Genomic DNA, 17,142 nt, shown 5'->3' with positions numbered 1-17,142 from the left:
AGGCGCCAGCAGACGAAGGGGGCCTCCCGTTGCCGGGAGGCCCCCTTCGTTTACCTGGCTGTGGCCCGTCTACTCCTCGATCACCAGCAGCAGATCCCCGCCTTGGACCTGCTCGACGGCGGAGATGGCGAGCCTGGCCACCTTGCCGGCTACCGGCGTCGTGATGGAAGCTTCCATCTTCATCGCTTCGATCGTTGCCACGGTGTCTCCGGGCTTGACGGTGTCGCCGGGCTTGACGGTGACAGTGACGGCGCCGGCGAAGGGTGCCGCCACCTGGCCCGGCTGGCCGGGATCGGCTTTCTCGGCCGCCTTGACGTTGCTGACCACGGAACGGTCCCGCACCACGACCGGCCGGGACTGACCGTTGAGGGTGCACATGACGGTGCGCATGCCCTTCTCGTCCGGCTCCGAGACGGCTTCCAGGGAGGCGATGAGGCGGACGCCGCGTTCCAGCTGGATTTCGTGCTCGGTGCCGCGCTGGAGTCCGTAGAGGTAGTCCCGGGTATCCAGCACGGAGATGTTGCCGTACGTGTCCACGCTCTTGAGGTAGTCCTTGGTGGGTCCGTCGAAAAGCAACCGGTTCAGCGTGTGCTGGCGGGTCTTCGAATCGGACTTCAGGGCCGCGCTGTCCTCGGCGCTGAGCTCGACATCGCGGACCTTTACGCTCCTGCCCTGCAGGGCCTTGGTGCGGAAGGGCTCGGGCCAGCCTCCCGGAGGATCACCGAGCTCGCCGGACAGGAAACCGATGACGGAGTCGGGGATGTCGTAATTCTGTGGATTCGCTTCAAAATCCGCGGGATCGGCGTTGAGGCCCACCAAGTGGAGCGCGAGGTCACCCACCACCTTCGAGGACGGCGTCACCTTCACCAAGTGGCCCAGGATCCGGTCCGCGGCCGTGTACATGTCCTCGATCGCTTCGAAGCGCTCCCCCAGGCCCAATGCCATGGCCTGCTGGCGGAGGTTGGACAACTGGCCGCCGGGGATTTCGTGCTTGTATACGCGGCCGGTGGGGCCCGGCAGGCCGGACTCGAACGGGGCATACACGCGGCGCACCGCTTCCCAGTACGGTTCCAGCGAGCTGACCGCGTCCAGGCTGATGCCGGTGTCGCGCGGCGTGTGGGCCAGGGCCGCTACAAGGGCCGACGCCGAGGGCTGGCTGGTGGTGCCGGCCAGCGATGCCGCTGCGACATCCACGGCGTCCACACCGGCGTCGATGGCGGCGAGCAGGGTGGCCAGCTGGCCGCCCGCCGTGTCGTGCGTGTGCAGGTGGACGGGCAGGTCGAACCGTTCCCGCAAGGCGGCCACGAGCTTTGCCGCGGCCGCAGGGCGGAGCAGGCCCGCCATGTCCTTGATGGCCAGGATATGGGCGCCGGCGTCCACGATCTTCTGCGCCAACTCCAAGTAGTAGTCAAGGGTGTACAGCTTCTCTTCCGGGTCCAGCATGTCGCCGGTGTAGCAGAGCGCCACTTCGGCGACGGCGGTGCCGGTGGCGCGGACCGCCCGGATGGCCGGGGCCATCTGGCTGACGTCGTTCAAGGCGTCAAAGATACGGAAGATGTCGATGCCGGTGGCGGCGGCCTCGTTCACGAAGGCCTCCGTCACTTCTTCGGGGTACGGCGTGTAGCCAACCGTGTTGCGGCCGCGAAGGAGCATCTGAATGCACACGTTCGGCATCGCCTTGCGCAGCGCGGCGAGCCGGTCCCAGGGGTCCTCACCGAGGAAGCGGAGGGCGACATCGTAGGTTGCGCCGCCCCACGCCTCAACGGACAGCAGCTGCGGGAGCAACGCCGTGACGGCGGGCCCGGCGGCAACGAGGTCGCGGGTGCGGACGCGGGTGGCCAGCAGGGACTGGTGTGCGTCGCGGAACGTGGTGTCCGTGACCGCCACGGCGGTCTGCTCGCGCAATGCCTTGGCGAAGCCCTCCGGGCCCAGCTCAAGGAGCCTCTGGCGCGAACCCGCTGCCGCCTCCTTGCCCTTGACGTCCGGCAGCTTGTCGGCGGGGTTGGAGTGCACGGTCAGCTCGCCGTTGGGCTTGTTGACGGTGACCTCGGCCAGCCACGTCAGGAGCTTGGTGCCACGGTCGGCCGACACACGGGCCTTGAGCAGTTCAGGGCGCTGGTCGATGAAGTTGGTGGCGACATCGCCTGCGATGAAATCGGGGTCGTCCAGGACGGCCTGGAGGAAGGGAATGTTCGTGGAGACACCGCGGATGCGGAACTCGGCCAGGGCACGGCGGGCACGGGCCACCGCTGACGGGTAGTCCCGGCCGCGGCAGGTGAGCTTGACCAGCATGGAGTCGAAGTGGGGGCTGATCTCGGCACCGGAGTACACAGTGCCGCCGTCGAGCCGCACGCCGGCGCCGCCGGCCGAGCGGTAGCCGGTGATCTTTCCGACGTCGGGCCGGAAACCATTGGCGGGATCCTCGGTGGTGATGCGGCTCTGCAAGGCGGCGCCGCGGAGTTTAACGGTGTCCTGGGACAGTCCAAGGTCGGCCAGGGTCTCGCCGGAGGCGATCCGCATCTGGGCCTGGACCAGGTCCACGTCCGTGACTTCCTCGGTGACGGTGTGCTCCACCTGGATGCGAGGGTTCATTTCGATGAAGACGTGCTGGCCGGCCCGCTCACCCTCGGTGTCCACCAGGAATTCGACCGTGCCCGCGTTGACGTAGTTCAGGGCCTTGGCGAATTTCACGGCGTCCCGGTAGAGGGCCTGCCGGATTCCCTCATCGAGGTTGGGGGCGGGAGCGATCTCGATGACCTTCTGGTGCCGCCGCTGGATGGAGCAGTCGCGCTCGAAGAGGTGCATGACGTTGCCCTCTGCGTCGGCAAGGATCTGCACCTCGATATGGCGGGGGCGCAGGACGGCCTGCTCCAGGAACATGGTGGGGTCACCGAAAGCAGCGTCCGCCTCGCGCATCGCGGACTTCAGGGCCTCAGGCAGGGCTTCGCGGGTGTCCACCCGGCGCATGCCGCGGCCGCCGCCGCCCGCTACAGCCTTTGCGAAGATGGGAAATCCGATCTCGTCGGCGGCCGCCAGCAGCTCGTCCAGGTCCTTGGAGGGCTCGCTGGACTTCAGTACGGGGACACCGGCCTCGCGGGCAGCCTTGAGGGCAGCCACCTTGTTGCCGGCAAGCTCCAGCACTTCCGCAGGCGGACCAACGAAAGTGATGCCAGCGGCCTTCGCCGCGCGGGCAAGCTCCGGGTTCTCGGAGAGGAAGCCGTAACCCGGGTAAATCGCGTCCGCGCCCGACTCCTTGGCAACCCGGACCACCTCAGCCACGTCCAGGTAGGCCCGGACAGGGTGTCCTTCCTCGCCGATCAGGTAGGCCTCGTCCGCTTTCTGGCGATGGATCGAGTTTCGGTCCTCCTGCGGAAAAACGGCAACGGTCTTGGCACCCAGCTCATAGCCGGCGCGGAAGGCCCTGATCGCGATTTCACCGCGGTTGGCCACCAGAACTTTGGAAAACATACTTCTCCTGCATCATTGCGGGGTGGATCGAATGAGTGGTCACAGTGTCTAGGACCTACAAGGACAAACACAAATCTTTGTGGCCACCATCACAGATTTCCCCGTCATGTCCCGAACGCTTTCAGCGTGGCTGGCGGAAACCGCCCCGGCAGCACAGTCGGTGCCATGCCGACGCCCGATAAAACAGGATTCGCCGACGCATCAACATATGATGAGTAGGGCGGCAGGACCGTCCGGCTTCGGCTCTGCCGAGGCAAACATTACCCCCAACACGGCATCCGGCGTTAGGTTTTGGTCTCTCAAGTGCAAGTAGTCAGCATCAGCAGCCTTAAGGGTGGAGTCGGCAAGACTTCCGTCACCACAGGATTGGCGTCTGCGGCGCTGGCCGCCGGAATTCGCACACTGGTGGTGGACCTAGATCCGCACGCCGACGCCACCACGGCACTGGGAGTCCAGCCCGGAGACCATCTGGACATCGGCAGGATGCTGAAGAGCCCCCGCCGGGCAAAGATGGCCGAGAACGTGGTGCGAAGCAACTGGGCTGACCGCGTCCCGGCCAACGGTTCCGGGCCCGCCGTCCTGGACGTCGCCGTCGGCTCCGCCTACACGGGCATCTACGATCGGCCGGACCTTGGCCGCCGCGACCTCCGCAGGCTGTCGGCCGTACTTGCCGGCGCCGGGGACTACCAGCTGGTCCTGATCGACTGCCCGCCGTCCCTCAACGGGCTGACCCGCATGGCATGGGCCGCCAGCGACAAGGTGGCCCTGGTCGCCGAGCCCGGCCTCTTCTCGGTGGCAGGCACGGAACGCACCATGCGCGCCATCCAGCTGTTCCGCCAGGAGTTCGCCCCCAATCTTTCGCCTGCCGGCATCGTGGCCAACCGGGTCCGCACGGGTTCCTCCGAGCACACCTACCGGCTGGCGGAGATGGAGTCCATGTTCGGCGAACTCCTGCTGAGCCCGAGGATCCCGGAGCAGGCCAATTGGCAGCAGATCCAGGGTGCGGCCCACCCCGTGCATCACTGGCCCGGCGATTCGGCCAAGTCCGCGGCGGCATTGTTTGACGACCTCCTGGCCAACCTCATGGCCGCAGGCGCCGGCCTGCGGAGCCGTACCCGCTAGGACCCGTTCCAACAATTAAGGGCCACCCTCCGTCCGGAGGGTGGCCCTTAAATATTGGAACGGGTGTCAGCTGATCTTCCGCGCCGCACGGCGCTTGCTCAGTTCGTCGTCGGGAAAGGATTGCTCCGCGGCATGTTCGCTGGGCAGCGACGCGAGGCTGCCTTCCACTTCCCGCCAGACACGGCCAACGGCGATGCCAAAGACTCCCTGGCCACCCTGGACGAGGTCTATGACCTCATCCGCGGACGTGCACTCGTAGACGCTTGCACCGTCGCTCATGAGCGTAATCTGTGCCAGGTCCTCGACGCCGCGCTCCCGGAGGTGTTCGACGGCGGTCCGGATCTGCTGCAGGGAGACCCCGGTATCCAGGAGGCGCTTGACCACTTTGAGGACCAGGATGTCCCGGAAGCCGTACAGCCGTTGTGAGCCGGAGCCGGCGGCACCGCGGACGGCGGGTTCAACCAAACCGGTCCTCGCCCAGTAGTCGAGCTGCCGGTAAGTGATGCCTGCGGCTTTGCAGGCAGTGGGGCCGCGGTAGCCTGCGTCCTCATCCAGTACCGGAAGGTCCTCGGTGAACAGGAGGCCCTGGGCACCGCTCACGGGCACAGCAACACCAGCTGTGGGCTGTTTCAGCCCGCCTGCTTCGCCTTTGGGACTCACCTGGATCCTCCTTGTCGTACGCTCCCAGGAACTCTCTAAGGCAGCTTCGGCATGAAGACCATGCGTGTAATTGTCGCGGGGCGCACTTTCCAGTGTGACTTGCGCGGCTGCCGTAAGCAAGGGAACTTGATACTTCGACGTTAGGCCCGGCAGGTCCCCAGGTCAAAGACGTTGAGGGGTTGGAAGAGGCGTGTCGAAACTTTCAGCCTCAACTTTAACCTTAACGTGACCTTAGCCGTCGAAATCCTCGGGCTCCACGTCGTCAAGGAACTCGCGGAACCGGCGCATTTCGCGTTCTTCGTCCACCGTGGGGCCCGGCTCGGTGTCCTCCCCCTCATCATGTTCCGTGATGCGCACTCCGGCCTCGTCCATGACCGAATCGGCACACCAGATCCGGCACTTGGCCCGCAGCGCGATGGCCAGGGCGTCGGAGGCCCGGGAGCTGACCGTGGTGCCGTTCTCGAACTGCAGCTGGCCATAGAAAATGTTGTCTTCCACGGCCACGATGTTGACGCTGACCACGGAGTGCCCCAGCGACTCCACCACGTCCACCAGGAGATCGTGCGTCATGGGCCGGGGCGGGACAACACCCTGCTGGGCGAGCGCAATGGCACTGGCCTCGGGGGTGCCGATCCAGATGGGCACGTGGCGTTCGCCGTGCATCTCCTTGAGCAGGACCAGCGGCTGGTTGGACGGCAATTCGATGCGAACGCCTACGATCTCTACTTCAATCATCAGATGTCCATGCGTGAGATGTGGTCTTGCACCAGGGCCCGGTGCAGGGTGAGGCAAAGATCGCTGATCTCGCGGGCGGCCTCGGCCGCGCGTGCCTGCGATGCCGAGTCCTTGCGCGAGGCCAGCGGCGCGACGGCACGTTCCACGAGGCCGAATTCCCTCTCGGCCGCCGCCTGGAAGGGGCGAAGGTGGCGCGGCTCGAGCCCATGGCTTTCCAGCTGCACGCACGCGCGGGCAACCTGGAGGGCATGCTCATCGAACTGGCCGTTGCTGTGGCTGATGAGGCCGAAGCTCAGCAGGGACTGCAGCAGGGGGACGCTGGCTCCGGATTCGGTCCGAAGTTGCTCCTCGCTCAGTTTCCTGCCCCGGTTCTGCAACTCGGCGGCAAGTTCGTCCGAGACAATACGAGGGGACACCACGACGCCGGGGGGCAGGTTTTCCGGCCGCTCTCCCCTGTCGATTGCGTCAAGGTAGTCCTTGATGACCTTCAGGGGCAGGTACTGGTCGCGCTGCAGGGCCAGCACGAACCGCAGGCGTTCGACGTCGCCGTCGGAGTACTGGCGGTAGCCGGCAGGTGTGCGGCGCGGATTGATCAGGCCCTTTTCCTCAAGGAAGCGGATTTTCGACGCCGTCATGCCCGGGAAGTCAGCGCTGAGCTGGGCGAGGACCTCGCCGATATTCAGGACCTGGGGGCCCCGGCGTTCCGGTTGTGCCATTGCCACAGGCAGTGGTCCCCGGGTCAGCTGCGGCCTGCAGCCGTGGCAGGGCTCAGGTAGAAGGTGAGGCGGAACTTGCCGATCTGGACTTCGCTGCCGGACTTGAGCTCCACGCTGTCCACCCGGTCGTGGTTGACGTAGGTGCCATTGAGGCTGTTCTTGTCCACGACTTCGAAGCTGCGAGCGGTGCGGCGGAATTCGACGTGCCGGCGCGAGACCGTGACATCGTCCAGGAAGATATCCGCATCCGGGTGGCGGCCGGCGGTGGTCACGTCCGAATCCAGGAGGAACCGGGCACCGGCGTTCGGGCCGCTGTGCGCTACCAGCAGCGCGGAACCGGCAGGCAGGGCCTCCACGGAATTGCGCTCGTCCGAAGAAAGCTTCGGGGCGATGGTGGGCTCATCGGTGACCGGCGTGAGATGGATCGAGGTGGTCTCCGACGCCTTAGCCGCACCCGTGCCGTAATCCCCATCGGCAGGGTTGTGTCTGTGGCCAGCCATGGATTCCTCCTCTTAGATGTGCAGGGCCTTGGCCCGCAACCGACGATTGCTCACCGGCCCTGCCCGGCAGGTCCGGCGCCGGCGCCCGATCCGGCCACTGACGTGCGAAGACGTCCTGCCTGCGACGCGGGGCCGGACCGGATTAACCGGTTAGCTTTAGCCTACCTGTTGTTCGTACTCCGATGCACTGAGCAGCGACTCGACGGCGTCAGGTTCGGCCAGTTTGACCTCGATCAGCCAGCCATCACCGTAGGGATCGGTGTTGATCAGGGCGGAATCGCTGTCCAGGGAGTCGTTGCGCGCCACGACTTCGCCGGAAACGGGTGCGTAGATGTCGCTCACGCTCTTGGTGGACTCGACCTCGCCCACCACTTCGTTCGCCGTAATCTTCGTGCCGACTTCGGGCATCTGGGCGTAGACGACGTCGCCAAGCGCGTCCTGGGCGAAGTCGGTGATTCCCACGCGGACCACGCCGTCGGCATTGGGGGCCGTAACCCACTCATGTTCGGCGGTGTAGGACAGGTCTTCGGGAATGTTGCTCATGGGGGGCCTTTCATCGGGGTGCGCGCCAAGGTCACGAGGGGCCCGGAAATCGGGCCGCCGCTGAAAGTATAGGCACAACTGCCGGGGCGGGCACCGGGGTTTCTGACAAGATGGGACCCATGAGTGCAAGCACTGGTGCAGCATCCCTGCGGCGGGGCGGGCAAGCCATGCCGGAACTGCCCGAAGTGGCCGGCCTGGCCACGTTCCTGGACGAGCAGCTGCGCGGGTGCACGATCTCAAGGTTGCAGATCGTGTCCTTCGCCGTCCTCAAGACCGCCGACCCGCCCTTCAGCGCCCTTGAGGGACAGCTGGTCTCCGGGGTCCGGCGGTTCGGCAAGTTCATCAGCATCGACACCGCGGGCGTGTCGCTGGTATTCCACCTGGCGCGAGCGGGGTGGGTGCGCTTCACCGACTCCCCCGCCGACAGCCAGCTTCGAATGGGCAAGGGCCTGATCGCCGTCAGGTGCACCTTTGCCGGCCCGGACGGCCCGCGGGGCCTGGACCTGACCGAAGCGGGCACCAAGAAAAGCCTGGCGGTCTATGTGGTGCGCGATCCGCAGGATGTGCCGGGAATTGCGGCGCTGGGTCCCGATCCGTTCACGGAGGCGTTCGACGCCGGCATGCTGGCGGAGATCCTGCAGGGCAGTTCGCAGCAGATCAAGGGGCTGCTGCGCAGCCAAAGCGTCATTGCCGGCATCGGCAATGCCTACAGCGACGAAATCCTGCACGCCGCGCGGATCTCCCCGTTCGCCATCGCCAAGTCCCTGGACCGGGAGACGGTCCAGGTGCTCTACGACGCCATCCACAGCGTGTTGGGCCAGGCGCTGGTGGAAGCCCGCGGCAAGCCGCCCAAAGACCTCAAGGACGTCAAGCGAAGCCACATGCGGGTGCACGCCCGCGCCGGCCAGCCCTGCCCCGTGTGCGGCGACACCGTGCGTGAAGTGTCGTTCGCGGACACGGCGCTGCAGTACTGCCCCACGTGCCAGACCAAGGGCAAGATCCTGGCGGACCGGAGGACGTCGAAGTTCTTGAAATAGGCAGTCCCGGAACCAGGCATCCGGCCGGACCGGGAACGGCCGGGAACGCCAAAAAAGCGGAAAGCGCCGGAGATGATCTCCGGCGCTTTCCGCTTTTTGGTCGGGCTGACAGGATTTGAACCTGCGACCCCTTGACCCCCAGTCAAGTGCGCTACCAAGCTGCGCTACAGCCCGCTGGTTCCGCCGTTCTCCGCTGACCCGGATCCAAGGATTCCTCCAAGGATTTCCATCAGCAGTCCGGCCGAACCACCTAGAAGAGCTTACACGATCCGGAGGGGTGCCAGTGACACTTTCCGGCGATCAGCCCCAAGGTGTGTCGCAATTAACGCTTGCGGCCGCGCTTCTCACGCACGCGCATGCTCACCTCGATGGGAGTACCTTCAAAGCCGAAGGTTTCCCGCAGCCGCCGGGTGATGAACCGGCGGTACCCGGGGTCCAGGAAGCCGGTGGTGAACAAGACGAACTTCGGCGGCCGGCTGGAGGCCTGGGTACCGAAGAGGATGCGCGGCTGTTTGCCGCCACGGACCGGGTGCGGGTGCGCGGCCACGAGTTCGCCGAGGAAGGCATTGAGGCGCCCGGTGGGGATGCGCCGGTCCCAGTTCTCCAGGGCCAGGTCCAGGGCCGGAACCAGGCGGTCTTTGTGCCAGCCGGTCTTGGCGGAGATGTTGACCCGCGGAGCCCATTCGACGTGGGCAAGGTCCTGCTCGATTTCCCTCTCGAGGTAGCGGCGGCGTTCGTCGTCGAGCAGGTCCCACTTGTTGAAGGCCAGCACCAGGGCGCGTCCGGACTCGATGGCCAGTTGCAGGATACGGACGTCCTGTTCACTGAGGACCTCGTCCACCGCCAGGAGGACGACGGCGACCTCCGCCTTTTCGAGGGCGGCCTGCGTCCGCAGGGAAGCATAGTAGTCCGCACCCTGGGCCATGTGCTGGCGGCGGCGGATACCGGCGGTGTCCACGAAGCGCCACGTGCGGCCGCCGAGTTCGATGAATTCGTCCACGGGGTCACGGGTGGTGCCGGCGGTGTTGTCCACCACCACGCGTTCGGATCCGGCGAGCTTGTTCAGCAGGGAGGACTTGCCCACGTTGGGACGGCCGATCAGGGCGATCCGGCGGGGACCCCCGGATCGTTCCACGCCCTCGACGGTGGAGAACTCGGGGAGGATGTCCATGACGTGGTCCAGGAGGTCTGCCACGCCGCGGCCGTGCAGCGCTGATACCGGGTACGGTTGGCCGAAGCCGAGGCCCCACAGTGCGGCGCTGTCCGCTTCCTGGGCGAAGTCGTCCACCTTGTTGGCCACCATGATGACCGGCTTCTTGCTGCGGCGAAGCATCTTCATGACGCCTTCGTCCGTGGCGGTGGCTCCGACGGCGGAGTCCACCACGAAGAGGACGGCGTCGGCAAGTTCCACGGCCATCTCGGCCTGCTCGGCCACGCGGGCGTGGATGCCGCGGGCGTCATGTTCCCATCCGCCGGTGTCCACCAAAGTGAAGTTGCGGCCGTTCCAGTTCGCCGAGTACATGACGCGGTCCCGGGTAACGCCGGGGGTGTCCTCCACCACGGCCTCACGCCGGCCCAGGATCCGGTTCACCAGCGTGGACTTGCCCACGTTCGGGCGGCCGATAATGGCCAGGACCGGATCCAGCTTAAGCGGACCCTCAAGGTCTTCGTCGCCGTAGTCTCCACTGAGCAGGGCGGCGTCGTCCTCGTCGAGGTCGTAGTCCTCAAGGCCGGCCCGGAGGGAGGCGGCACGCAGCTCCGCTTCGTCGTCGTCTATTGCCGCCAGCCGTTCGGCGACCTGGTCGCTGCCGGAGGGTACGTATTCGTCATCGCCGGCACCGGAATGCCCGGAAGTCTGGGTGGTGTCGCTCATTGCACTGTCCTTAGTGGTCATCTGCCGGCGTCCCCGGCTACTGCTGTCAGGTCTTGGTGATCAGCGAAAGGCAAGGGCTGCCCGCTGATGGTGATGGTGTCCTGGACATGCCCCGCCAGGGCCGCGCGGATTTCCTGCGCCGCCCTGTCCATTGAAGCACGCCCGCTTTCGCCGGCCCGGCGGGCCAGGGTAAGGGCTGTCCCGAAGCTGACGTGGAAACGCCGCCCGGGCCGCGGAACCGAATCCAGGTGTTCGGCTCCCTGGCGGGTCCCGAGGATGGCCACCGGAACCACCGGCGCGCCGGTGTTCAGGGCCAGCCACGCCACGCCGCCGTTGATGTCTTCTGCTGCCCCGCTCCCCCGCGTTCCCTCGGGGAGAATCCCAACGCAGCGTCCGGCGTCGAGCACGGCCTTGCAGCGCTGCAGCGCACCCCTGTCCCCCCGGCGGTCCACAGGAAGTTGTCCGGAGGCGGTGAGCACCCGGCCCAGGAAGCCTTTGAACATCTCCTGCTTCACCAGGATGTGCATGGGCCGTGGGGCCGCGCCGAACATCACCGGCCCGTCCAGGAAGCTGATGTGGTTGGCCGCAAAGATGACGGGACCGCCGGTGGGGACGTTGCTCCTGCCGGTCACGGAGGTCCGGTAGACCACATGGTCCAGCACCCAGCCCACGGGCCTGCTCCATACCGTGGTCAAACCGGACGGCAGGCCGGCTCCGGTGTCAGTCACGGTTGAGCACCTTGGTGACGATCACGAGCGCGGCGTCCACCGTCTGCTCGAAGTCCAAGTCCGAGGAGTCCAGGGTGACCACGCCGTCCGCCGCCTGCGTGAAATTGACCACGGTTGAGTCCTTGGCATCCCGGTGCGTGACCTGGGCGGCAAGTTGCTCGGCGTTCTGGGTGCCGCCCAGTTGGATGCCGCGCCGGCGCAGCCGGGCTTCCTCGCTGGCGGTGAGGAGCATGCGCACTTCGGCGCCGGGCGCGACGACGGTAGTGATGTCCCGGCCTTCCACCACCATGCGGCGGTGGTGCTTTTCGATCAGGTCCCGCTGCCGGCGGATCAGTTCGGTCCGGGCGCCGAGCGTGGTGGCGACGGCGCTGACGGCCGAGGAGATCGCGGGCTCACGGATGGCATCAGTGACGTCCACGCCGCCTACCCGCACGTATTCCTCCTGCGGGCTGGTGCTCAATTCCAGCACAAAGTCGCGGGACGCCTGCTCCACGGCAGGGGTGTCCGCCAGGTCGATGCCCTCGCTCACGCAGTACCAGGTCAGGGCACGGTACATGGCACCGGTGTCCAGGTAGGCAAGACGGAGCCGGCGGGCGACCTCCTTGCTCACGCTGGATTTGCCGGAGCCGGACGGCCCGTCGATGGCGACCACCAGGGGCCGGCCGATGCGCAGCGCGCGCATGGTTTCGAGAAGTTCCTGTGTCATTACTGAAGTACCCGCCATCCGCGGTCGTTGAGGGCTTCGATCAGGTGGTCGTGCTTGTTCGGCAACACTGACAATTCCACCATGCCGACGTTTTGTCCGGATGAATGATCCAGCCGAAGATCTTCGACGTTCACGCCGATTTCACCGATCTCGGTGAGCAGCTGCGCGATCTGGCCCGGTTTGTCATCCACCAGCACCGTCAGCCAGGAATACGCCTGTGGTGGCCCGCCGTGCTTGCCGGGAATCCGCGCCTGCCCGGCGTTGCCCTCACTGATGAGCTGGGCAAGGTCCAGGCGGGCACCCGGTGCAGTGGGCTGCTCCAAGGTTCCGATGAGCCGGTTCAGGTCCTCGCGGACGCCATAAAGGATCTCCACGACCTTGGCCGCGTTGCCGCCAAGGATTTGAACCCACAGGGTGGGATCGCTGGCGGCGATCCTGGTGACGTCGCGCAGGCCGTTCCCCGCCAGGGACAGGGCATGCAGCGGCGTGCCCTGCAGCCTGCTCGCCAGCAGCGAAGACATGACCTGGGGCAGGTGCGACACCAGGGCGACGGCTTCATCGTGCTCTTCCGCCGTGAACTGCGAGACGACGGCTCCCAGGTCCGAGGCAAGCGAGCGGGCCACCTGCAAAGCGTGGTCCGAGGTTTCCTCCGACGGGCAGAGCACCCACGGCATGGAAGTGAACAGCTCGCCGCGGGCGGCTACCGGACCGGACTTTTCCCTTCCGGCCATGGGATGGGTGCCCACATACCGTGAAAGGTCGGCGCCCAGGCTCCGGAGCCGGGCAAGGATGTCCGCCTTGACACTGGCAATGTCCACGACCACGGCGTCAGGGTAGTCGGAGAGCGCCTGGCAGACGACGTCGGCCGTAACGTCCGGCGGGGCGGCAACCACGACGAGCTGGGCTTTTCCGCTGCCGAGCTCGGACAGCGGGCGGCCCGCCCCGATATCCACCGCCACCGCCTGGTTGGTGGGTGAGGGGTCGGACAGGAACACCGCTACGCCGCGCCCACGCAGGCCCAGCCCGATGCTGGCACCCAGCAGTCCGGCGCCAATGACCACCACAGGCCCGTCCAGGTGGCCGCGGCCGTGGCTTTTGAACGCGGACATGGATCAGAGCCCTACGGATGCCAGCAGGTGGCCGACTTCCTGCTTGCCCAGGTTGCGGATGCTGCCCTGGCGCTGGTCTCCGAGCCCAATGGGGCCCACCTTGACGCGGACAAGCCGCTGGACCGGGAACCCGACAGCGTCGAAGAGGCGGCGCACAATCCGGTTCTTGCCGGAGTGGAGCACAACCTCGATCAGCACGTGGCCGGGCGTGGAGTCCACCAGCCGGAAGGAATCGACGCTGGCAAAGCCGTCCTCAAGCTCGACGCCGGCCTTCAGCTGGGCACCGACACCCTGCGGGAACGGCCCGCGCACCTGGACCAGGTAGGTCTTGGGTACCTCGTAGGAGGGGTGGGTCAGCCGGTTGGCGAGCTCGCCGTCGTTGGTCAGCAGCAGCAGCCCCTCGGTGGCGACGTCCAGCCGGCCCACGTGGAAGAGGCGTTCGCCGGTGTTCTTGTTGTTCTTGAGGAAATCGCTGATGCAGGGGCGGCCCTCCGGGTCCTCCATGGTGGACACCACGCCCTTGGGCTTGTTGAACACCATGTAGACCAGGTTTTCGTCCAGCTGGATCCGCAGGCCGTCGACGTGGATGACGGCGGTCTTGGGATCGACGCGGACACCGAGCTCGGTGACCACCTGGCCGTCCACTTCCACGCGGCCCTCCGCGATCATCTCTTCGCAGACACGCCGGGACGCCACACCAGCCGACGCCATCACCTTCTGGAGGCGGACGCCGTCGGCATCGTGGAGTTCGGACTGGGGAACGTTGCCGCGGGGGCCCTTCCTGCGGGCAGGTTTGCGGACCGGGCCAAGGTTCTGGCCGAAGCGTTCGCTGCCGAAGGCGCGGGACGCAGCAGCGCCGGGTGCACCCGTGCGCGATTTGGTCTTGGGTGCGCCGGGAGTTCCGGGTGCCTTCTTGGATCCCGGTTTGCGGGCAGCGGGCTTGCGCGACGACGGCGCCGCCGGCTTGGAGCCTCCTGCTGGGCGTCCTTGCTGGTCCCCGGCAAGGTCGGGGTCGATGAAGCGCTCCTCGCGCGGCTTCGGCGCCCGCTGCGGGCGGTCGCCGCCGAAGGCGGACGAACGCTTTGCCGCGCCGCCCCGGGAGCCTCCGCCCTGGTTGCCGCGCTGGGGTGAATTCCCGCGCTGTGACGCGTTGCGGTCGCTCCCGCCGCGTCCTGATCCGTTACGTGGTGAACCCTGGCGTCCCGCCTGTGTCATGACCCGTCCTTCGATGTTTTGGCCCGCAGAGATGTCCAAGGACAACCCTAGCCAGCCGTGCAGACTTCGTCTGCCCTGGTAAGTGAATTGACGCGGACAGGGAGTGCCCTGCCTACATCATGTCGGCGTCGTAGAACTCTGCGATCCCATCGAGACCCGGTAGGTGCGGCGACAGGTGGGGCAACTCCTCCACTGAACCGATTCCCATCCGTTCAAGGAAATAGGAGGTGGTCCGGTAAAGGATTGCGCCGGACTCGGGATCGGTTCCCGCGTCCTCGATCAGCCCGCGCTGGGCGAGTGTCCGTACGACAGAATCAACATTGACTCCGCGAATTGCAGACACCCTGGCCCGTGAAACGGGTTGGCGGTACGCGATGACAGCCAGTGTTTCCAATGCCGCCTGGGTGAGCCTGGTGGTCTGCCCGTCGAGCACGTACTTGCCCACGATGTCGGCAAATTCGGCGCGGGAGTAGATCCGCCAGCCACCGGCGATGTTCCGCAATTCAAAACCCCGGGGCCTGGAGCCAAAGCCAGCGTGGCTGGCATTCTCCATATCCGGGGCGTTAACAGTATAGCCGTCATACTCGCGTTGAAGTTCTTCCAGCAGGGAGCGCACCGTGGCGGGCGTGAGGCCAACCCCCGCGGCGAGCTCATCCTCCGTGGCCGGCTCGTCCAGGACCATCAGGACGGCCTCAAGGGCGGCCTTGGCGCCCCCGGGAAGCCCGTCGGCGTCGTGGTCATCCCCAAAGTCCGCCCCCGGCTCCGGTTGTTGCGGTTCCAGGTTCACAGTTGTTCCTCGTATTCTTCGCTGAGATGCTCGGCCGACCAGTCCCGGCCATCGGCTGTCCAGTGGATCGCCAGCTCTGCCAGCGGGGACAGCTGGTCGAACGAGACCGCCTTGTCCCGGAACAGCTCCAACAGCGCCAGGAACCGGGCGACCACCACCATGGTTGACCCGGCGTCGGCGATCAGGGAGCTGAAGGTCAGCGGGGACTGCCGTTGCAGGCGCAGGCCCAGCATCTCGGCCTGCTCCTTGACGCTGACGTTGCCCCCGTGGAGGTGGCCTAGGGCCACCTGCGGCGGCTGCGCCGGGGCCTTGGGCCGCAGTGCGGCCCCGGCCAGGGCGGCGAATTGTTCAGGCGTGTGCTTCCAGACGAGTTCGGGAAGCATCGCCGCGAACTGCTCCTCCAGTGCCACCTGCCGCGGGAAGCGCCGGCCCTCCTGATGCAGGGTCTCGCCCAGGATTCCGGCCACGTGCTTGAAGGCCTTGTACTGGAGCAGCCGGGCGAAGAGCAGGTCCCTCGCTTCGAGGAGGGCGATGTCTTCGTCATCCTCGACCTCGCCGGCGGGGAGGAGTCGTGCCGCCTTCAGGTCGAGAAGCGTCGCGGCGATCACCAGGAATTCGCTTGCCTCATCCAGCGCCCATTCTTCGCCGAGCTCCTGGAGTTTCCGGATGTACTTGATGAACTCATCCGTCACCATGGCGATGGCCACCTCGGTGATGTCCAGCTGGTGCTTGGCAATGAGGCCCAGGAGGAGATCGAAAGGGCCGGTGAAGTTGGCCAGCCGCACCTCGAAGCCGGGCTTTGATTCGGCCACGGCGTTGGTTACGGTGCGCCGCCGCGGGCGATCAGTTCCTTGGCCAGCCGGCGGTAGGCGTCAGCCCCCACGTGGTTCCCCGCGTAGCTGGTGATGGGTTCGGCGGCGACGGTGGCGTCGGCGAACTTGATGGAGCGCTTGATGACGGTCTCGAAGACTTTGTCGCCGAAGGCCTCCACCAGGCGGGTAATGACCTCCCGGCTGTGCAGGGTGCGGGCGTCGTACATGGTGGCCAGCACGCCGTCCACCTGCAGGCGCGGGTTCAACCGGTCCTGGACTTTGTCGATGGTTTCGACCAGGAGCGCCACCGCGCGGAGCGCAAAGAACTCGCAGATCAGCGGAATGATGACACCGTGCGCTGCCGTGAGGGCGTTGACAGTCAGGAGGCCGAGGGACGGCTGGCAGTCGATGAGGACGACGTCGTAATCGTCTTCGACTTTCTTGAGCGCACGGTCCAGGACCTGCTCGCGTGCCACTTCGTTGACCAACTGGACTTCCGCGGCGGAGAGGTCGATGTTGGCCGGCAGGAGGTCGACGTTCTCAACGCCGGTCTGGTGGATGGCGTCGCGGATGTCCACCTTGCGGTCCATCAGGACGTTGTAGACGGTGAGGTCAAGCTCGTGCGGATTGACGCCCAGGCCAGCCGAGAGCGCGCCCTGGGGGTCAAAGTCCACCAGAAGGACGCGGCGGCCGTATTCCGCGAGCGCTGCGGCGAGGTTGATGGTGGAGGTCGTCTTCCCGACGCCGCCCTTCTGGTTGACCATGGCAATGACGCGGGCCGGGCCGTGGGAGGACAGCGGCGCGGGTTCCGGGAACTCCCGGTATGGGCGCCCGGTGGGGCCCATCACCGCGTTTTCCAGGTCGAATTCCGTGCCCTCCAGAGTTGCTGAACCCTGTTCGCTGCTCACGTATCTGTCCACACTTTCGATGACGGTGATTTCCTGCCGCTGGCTCGCCAGCGCCGTTCGTTCTGATCCTTAGGTTACAGCGCCCGACACGGCATTCGACGGAACTTGACTTTCCGCGAATGTTGAGCCTTGACCCTCTAGTTGAGGTCGAAGGTTGTGGGTTGAATACAACAAAACCGCCCCTGCAACGGGGGCTGCAGGGGCGGTTTCGGGCGTTGCCGCA

At 66.3% G+C, this 17,142-nt stretch carries 15 protein-coding genes, 1 tRNA gene and 1 pseudogene; 2 read left to right on the top strand and 15 right to left on the bottom strand.

The genetic code is table 11. The features are described 5' to 3' along the window. Positions 1–69 precede the first annotated feature (69 nt). Entirely contained in the window at positions 70–3,468 is a 3,399-nt protein-coding gene (locus C563_RS0118325; RefSeq protein ID WP_018763530.1) for a pyruvate carboxylase, read from the bottom strand. Positions 3,469–3,771: 303 nt separating this feature from the next. On the opposite strand from C563_RS0118325, the gene C563_RS0118320 reads away from it, so the two are divergent. After that, positions 3,772–4,590, top strand: a complete 819-nt coding sequence (locus C563_RS0118320) for a ParA family protein (protein ID WP_026265085.1) — start codon at positions 3,772–3,774, stop codon at positions 4,588–4,590. Between the two features lie 66 nt (positions 4,591–4,656). Here C563_RS0118320 and C563_RS0118315 read toward each other — a convergent pair whose 3' ends face one another. From C563_RS0118315 to gcvH, 5 genes are all read right to left on the bottom strand, one after another. Then, positions 4,657–5,250, bottom strand: a complete 594-nt coding sequence (locus C563_RS0118315; protein WP_018763528.1) for a MerR family transcriptional regulator — start codon at positions 5,248–5,250, stop codon at positions 4,657–4,659. A 231-nt stretch (positions 5,251–5,481) separates the two neighbouring features. Then, positions 5,482–5,985, bottom strand: a complete 504-nt coding sequence (locus C563_RS0118310; protein WP_018763527.1) for a bifunctional nuclease family protein — start codon at positions 5,983–5,985, stop codon at positions 5,482–5,484. Next, a complete protein-coding gene (ftsR, locus tag C563_RS0118305; RefSeq protein WP_018763526.1) occupies positions 5,985–6,701 on the bottom strand; it encodes a transcriptional regulator FtsR in 717 nt (238 codons plus the stop codon). Before ftsR ends, C563_RS0118310 begins: the two co-directional genes overlap by 1 nt. A 23-nt stretch (positions 6,702–6,724) precedes the next feature. Further along, complete coding sequence (locus C563_RS0118300; protein WP_018763525.1) at positions 6,725–7,201, bottom strand: FHA domain-containing protein; 477 nt, start codon at positions 7,199–7,201, stop codon at positions 6,725–6,727. 156 nt (positions 7,202–7,357) lie between these two features. After that, positions 7,358–7,744: a glycine cleavage system protein GcvH gene (gene gcvH, locus C563_RS0118295; protein WP_018763524.1), complete on the bottom strand. Its 387-nt coding sequence runs from the start codon at positions 7,742–7,744 to the stop codon at positions 7,358–7,360. 167 nt (positions 7,745–7,911) lie between these two features. Between gcvH and C563_RS0118290 the strand changes: the two genes are divergently transcribed. Then, entirely contained in the window at positions 7,912–8,781 is an 870-nt protein-coding gene (locus tag C563_RS0118290) for an Fpg/Nei family DNA glycosylase (RefSeq protein WP_018763523.1), read from the top strand. A gap of 97 nt (positions 8,782–8,878) precedes the next feature. On the opposite strand, the gene C563_RS0118285 is transcribed toward C563_RS0118290, so the two are convergent. The 9 genes and pseudogenes from C563_RS0118285 to C563_RS0118245 form a co-directional block, all read right to left on the bottom strand. After that, positions 8,879–8,955 (bottom strand) — tRNA-Pro (locus C563_RS0118285). Positions 8,956–9,103: 148 nt separating this feature from the next. Continuing rightward, positions 9,104–10,654 (bottom strand): ribosome biogenesis GTPase Der, encoded by a 1,551-nt coding sequence (gene der, locus C563_RS0118280; RefSeq protein ID WP_018763522.1) that lies wholly within the window; start codon positions 10,652–10,654, stop codon positions 9,104–9,106. Positions 10,655–10,664: 10 nt separating this feature from the next. Then, a pseudogene (locus C563_RS0118275) lies at positions 10,665–11,382 on the bottom strand (lysophospholipid acyltransferase family protein). Continuing rightward, positions 11,375–12,088: a (d)CMP kinase gene (gene cmk / locus C563_RS0118270; RefSeq protein ID WP_018763520.1), complete on the bottom strand. Its 714-nt coding sequence runs from the start codon at positions 12,086–12,088 to the stop codon at positions 11,375–11,377. Before cmk ends, C563_RS0118275 begins: the two are co-directional and overlap by 8 nt. Beyond that, entirely contained in the window at positions 12,088–13,197 is a 1,110-nt protein-coding gene (locus C563_RS0118265; RefSeq protein WP_018763519.1) for a prephenate dehydrogenase, read from the bottom strand. The genes cmk and C563_RS0118265 overlap by 1 nt, the downstream gene beginning before the upstream one ends. 3 nt (positions 13,198–13,200) lie before the next feature. Beyond that, complete coding sequence (locus tag C563_RS0118260; RefSeq protein WP_018763518.1) at positions 13,201–14,412, bottom strand: pseudouridine synthase; 1,212 nt, start codon at positions 14,410–14,412, stop codon at positions 13,201–13,203. A gap of 112 nt (positions 14,413–14,524) precedes the next feature. Beyond that, positions 14,525–15,193, bottom strand: a complete 669-nt coding sequence (gene scpB, locus C563_RS0118255; RefSeq protein WP_051083583.1) for an SMC-Scp complex subunit ScpB — start codon at positions 15,191–15,193, stop codon at positions 14,525–14,527. 2 nt (positions 15,194–15,195) lie between these two features. Then, positions 15,196–16,011 (bottom strand): segregation and condensation protein A, encoded by an 816-nt coding sequence (locus C563_RS0118250; RefSeq protein ID WP_018763516.1) that lies wholly within the window; start codon positions 16,009–16,011, stop codon positions 15,196–15,198. Between the two features lie 8 nt (positions 16,012–16,019). Next, entirely contained in the window at positions 16,020–16,919 is a 900-nt protein-coding gene (locus C563_RS0118245) for a ParA family protein (RefSeq protein WP_018763515.1), read from the bottom strand. Positions 16,920–17,142: the final 223 nt, after the last annotated feature.

The organism is Arthrobacter sp. 135MFCol5.1, assembly GCF_000374865.1.
Lineage (GTDB): Bacteria > Actinomycetota > Actinomycetes > Actinomycetales > Micrococcaceae > Arthrobacter.
This window is presented reverse-complemented; position numbering and strand designations above follow the sequence as displayed.

Coding starts and splice junctions, on each gene's coding strand:
- C563_RS0118325 (WP_018763530.1), bottom strand. CDS start 3,468: ATGTTTTCCAAAGTTCTGGTGGCCAACCGCGGTGAAATCGCGATCAGG.
- C563_RS0118310 (WP_018763527.1), bottom strand. CDS start 5,985: ATGATTGAAGTAGAGATCGTAGGCGTTCGCATCGAATTGCCGTCCAAC.
- ftsR (WP_018763526.1), bottom strand. CDS start 6,701: ATGGCACAACCGGAACGCCGGGGCCCCCAGGTCCTGAATATCGGCGAG.
- C563_RS0118300 (WP_018763525.1), bottom strand. CDS start 7,201: ATGGCTGGCCACAGACACAACCCTGCCGATGGGGATTACGGCACGGGT.
- gcvH (WP_018763524.1), bottom strand. CDS start 7,744: ATGAGCAACATTCCCGAAGACCTGTCCTACACCGCCGAACATGAGTGG.
- C563_RS0118290 (WP_018763523.1), top strand. CDS start 7,912: ATGCCGGAACTGCCCGAAGTGGCCGGCCTGGCCACGTTCCTGGACGAG.
- der (WP_018763522.1), bottom strand. CDS start 10,654: ATGAGCGACACCACCCAGACTTCCGGGCATTCCGGTGCCGGCGATGAC.
- cmk (WP_018763520.1), bottom strand. CDS start 12,088: ATGACACAGGAACTTCTCGAAACCATGCGCGCGCTGCGCATCGGCCGG.
- C563_RS0118265 (WP_018763519.1), bottom strand. CDS start 13,197: ATGTCCGCGTTCAAAAGCCACGGCCGCGGCCACCTGGACGGGCCTGTG.
- C563_RS0118260 (WP_018763518.1), bottom strand. CDS start 14,412: ATGACACAGGCGGGACGCCAGGGTTCACCACGTAACGGATCAGGACGC.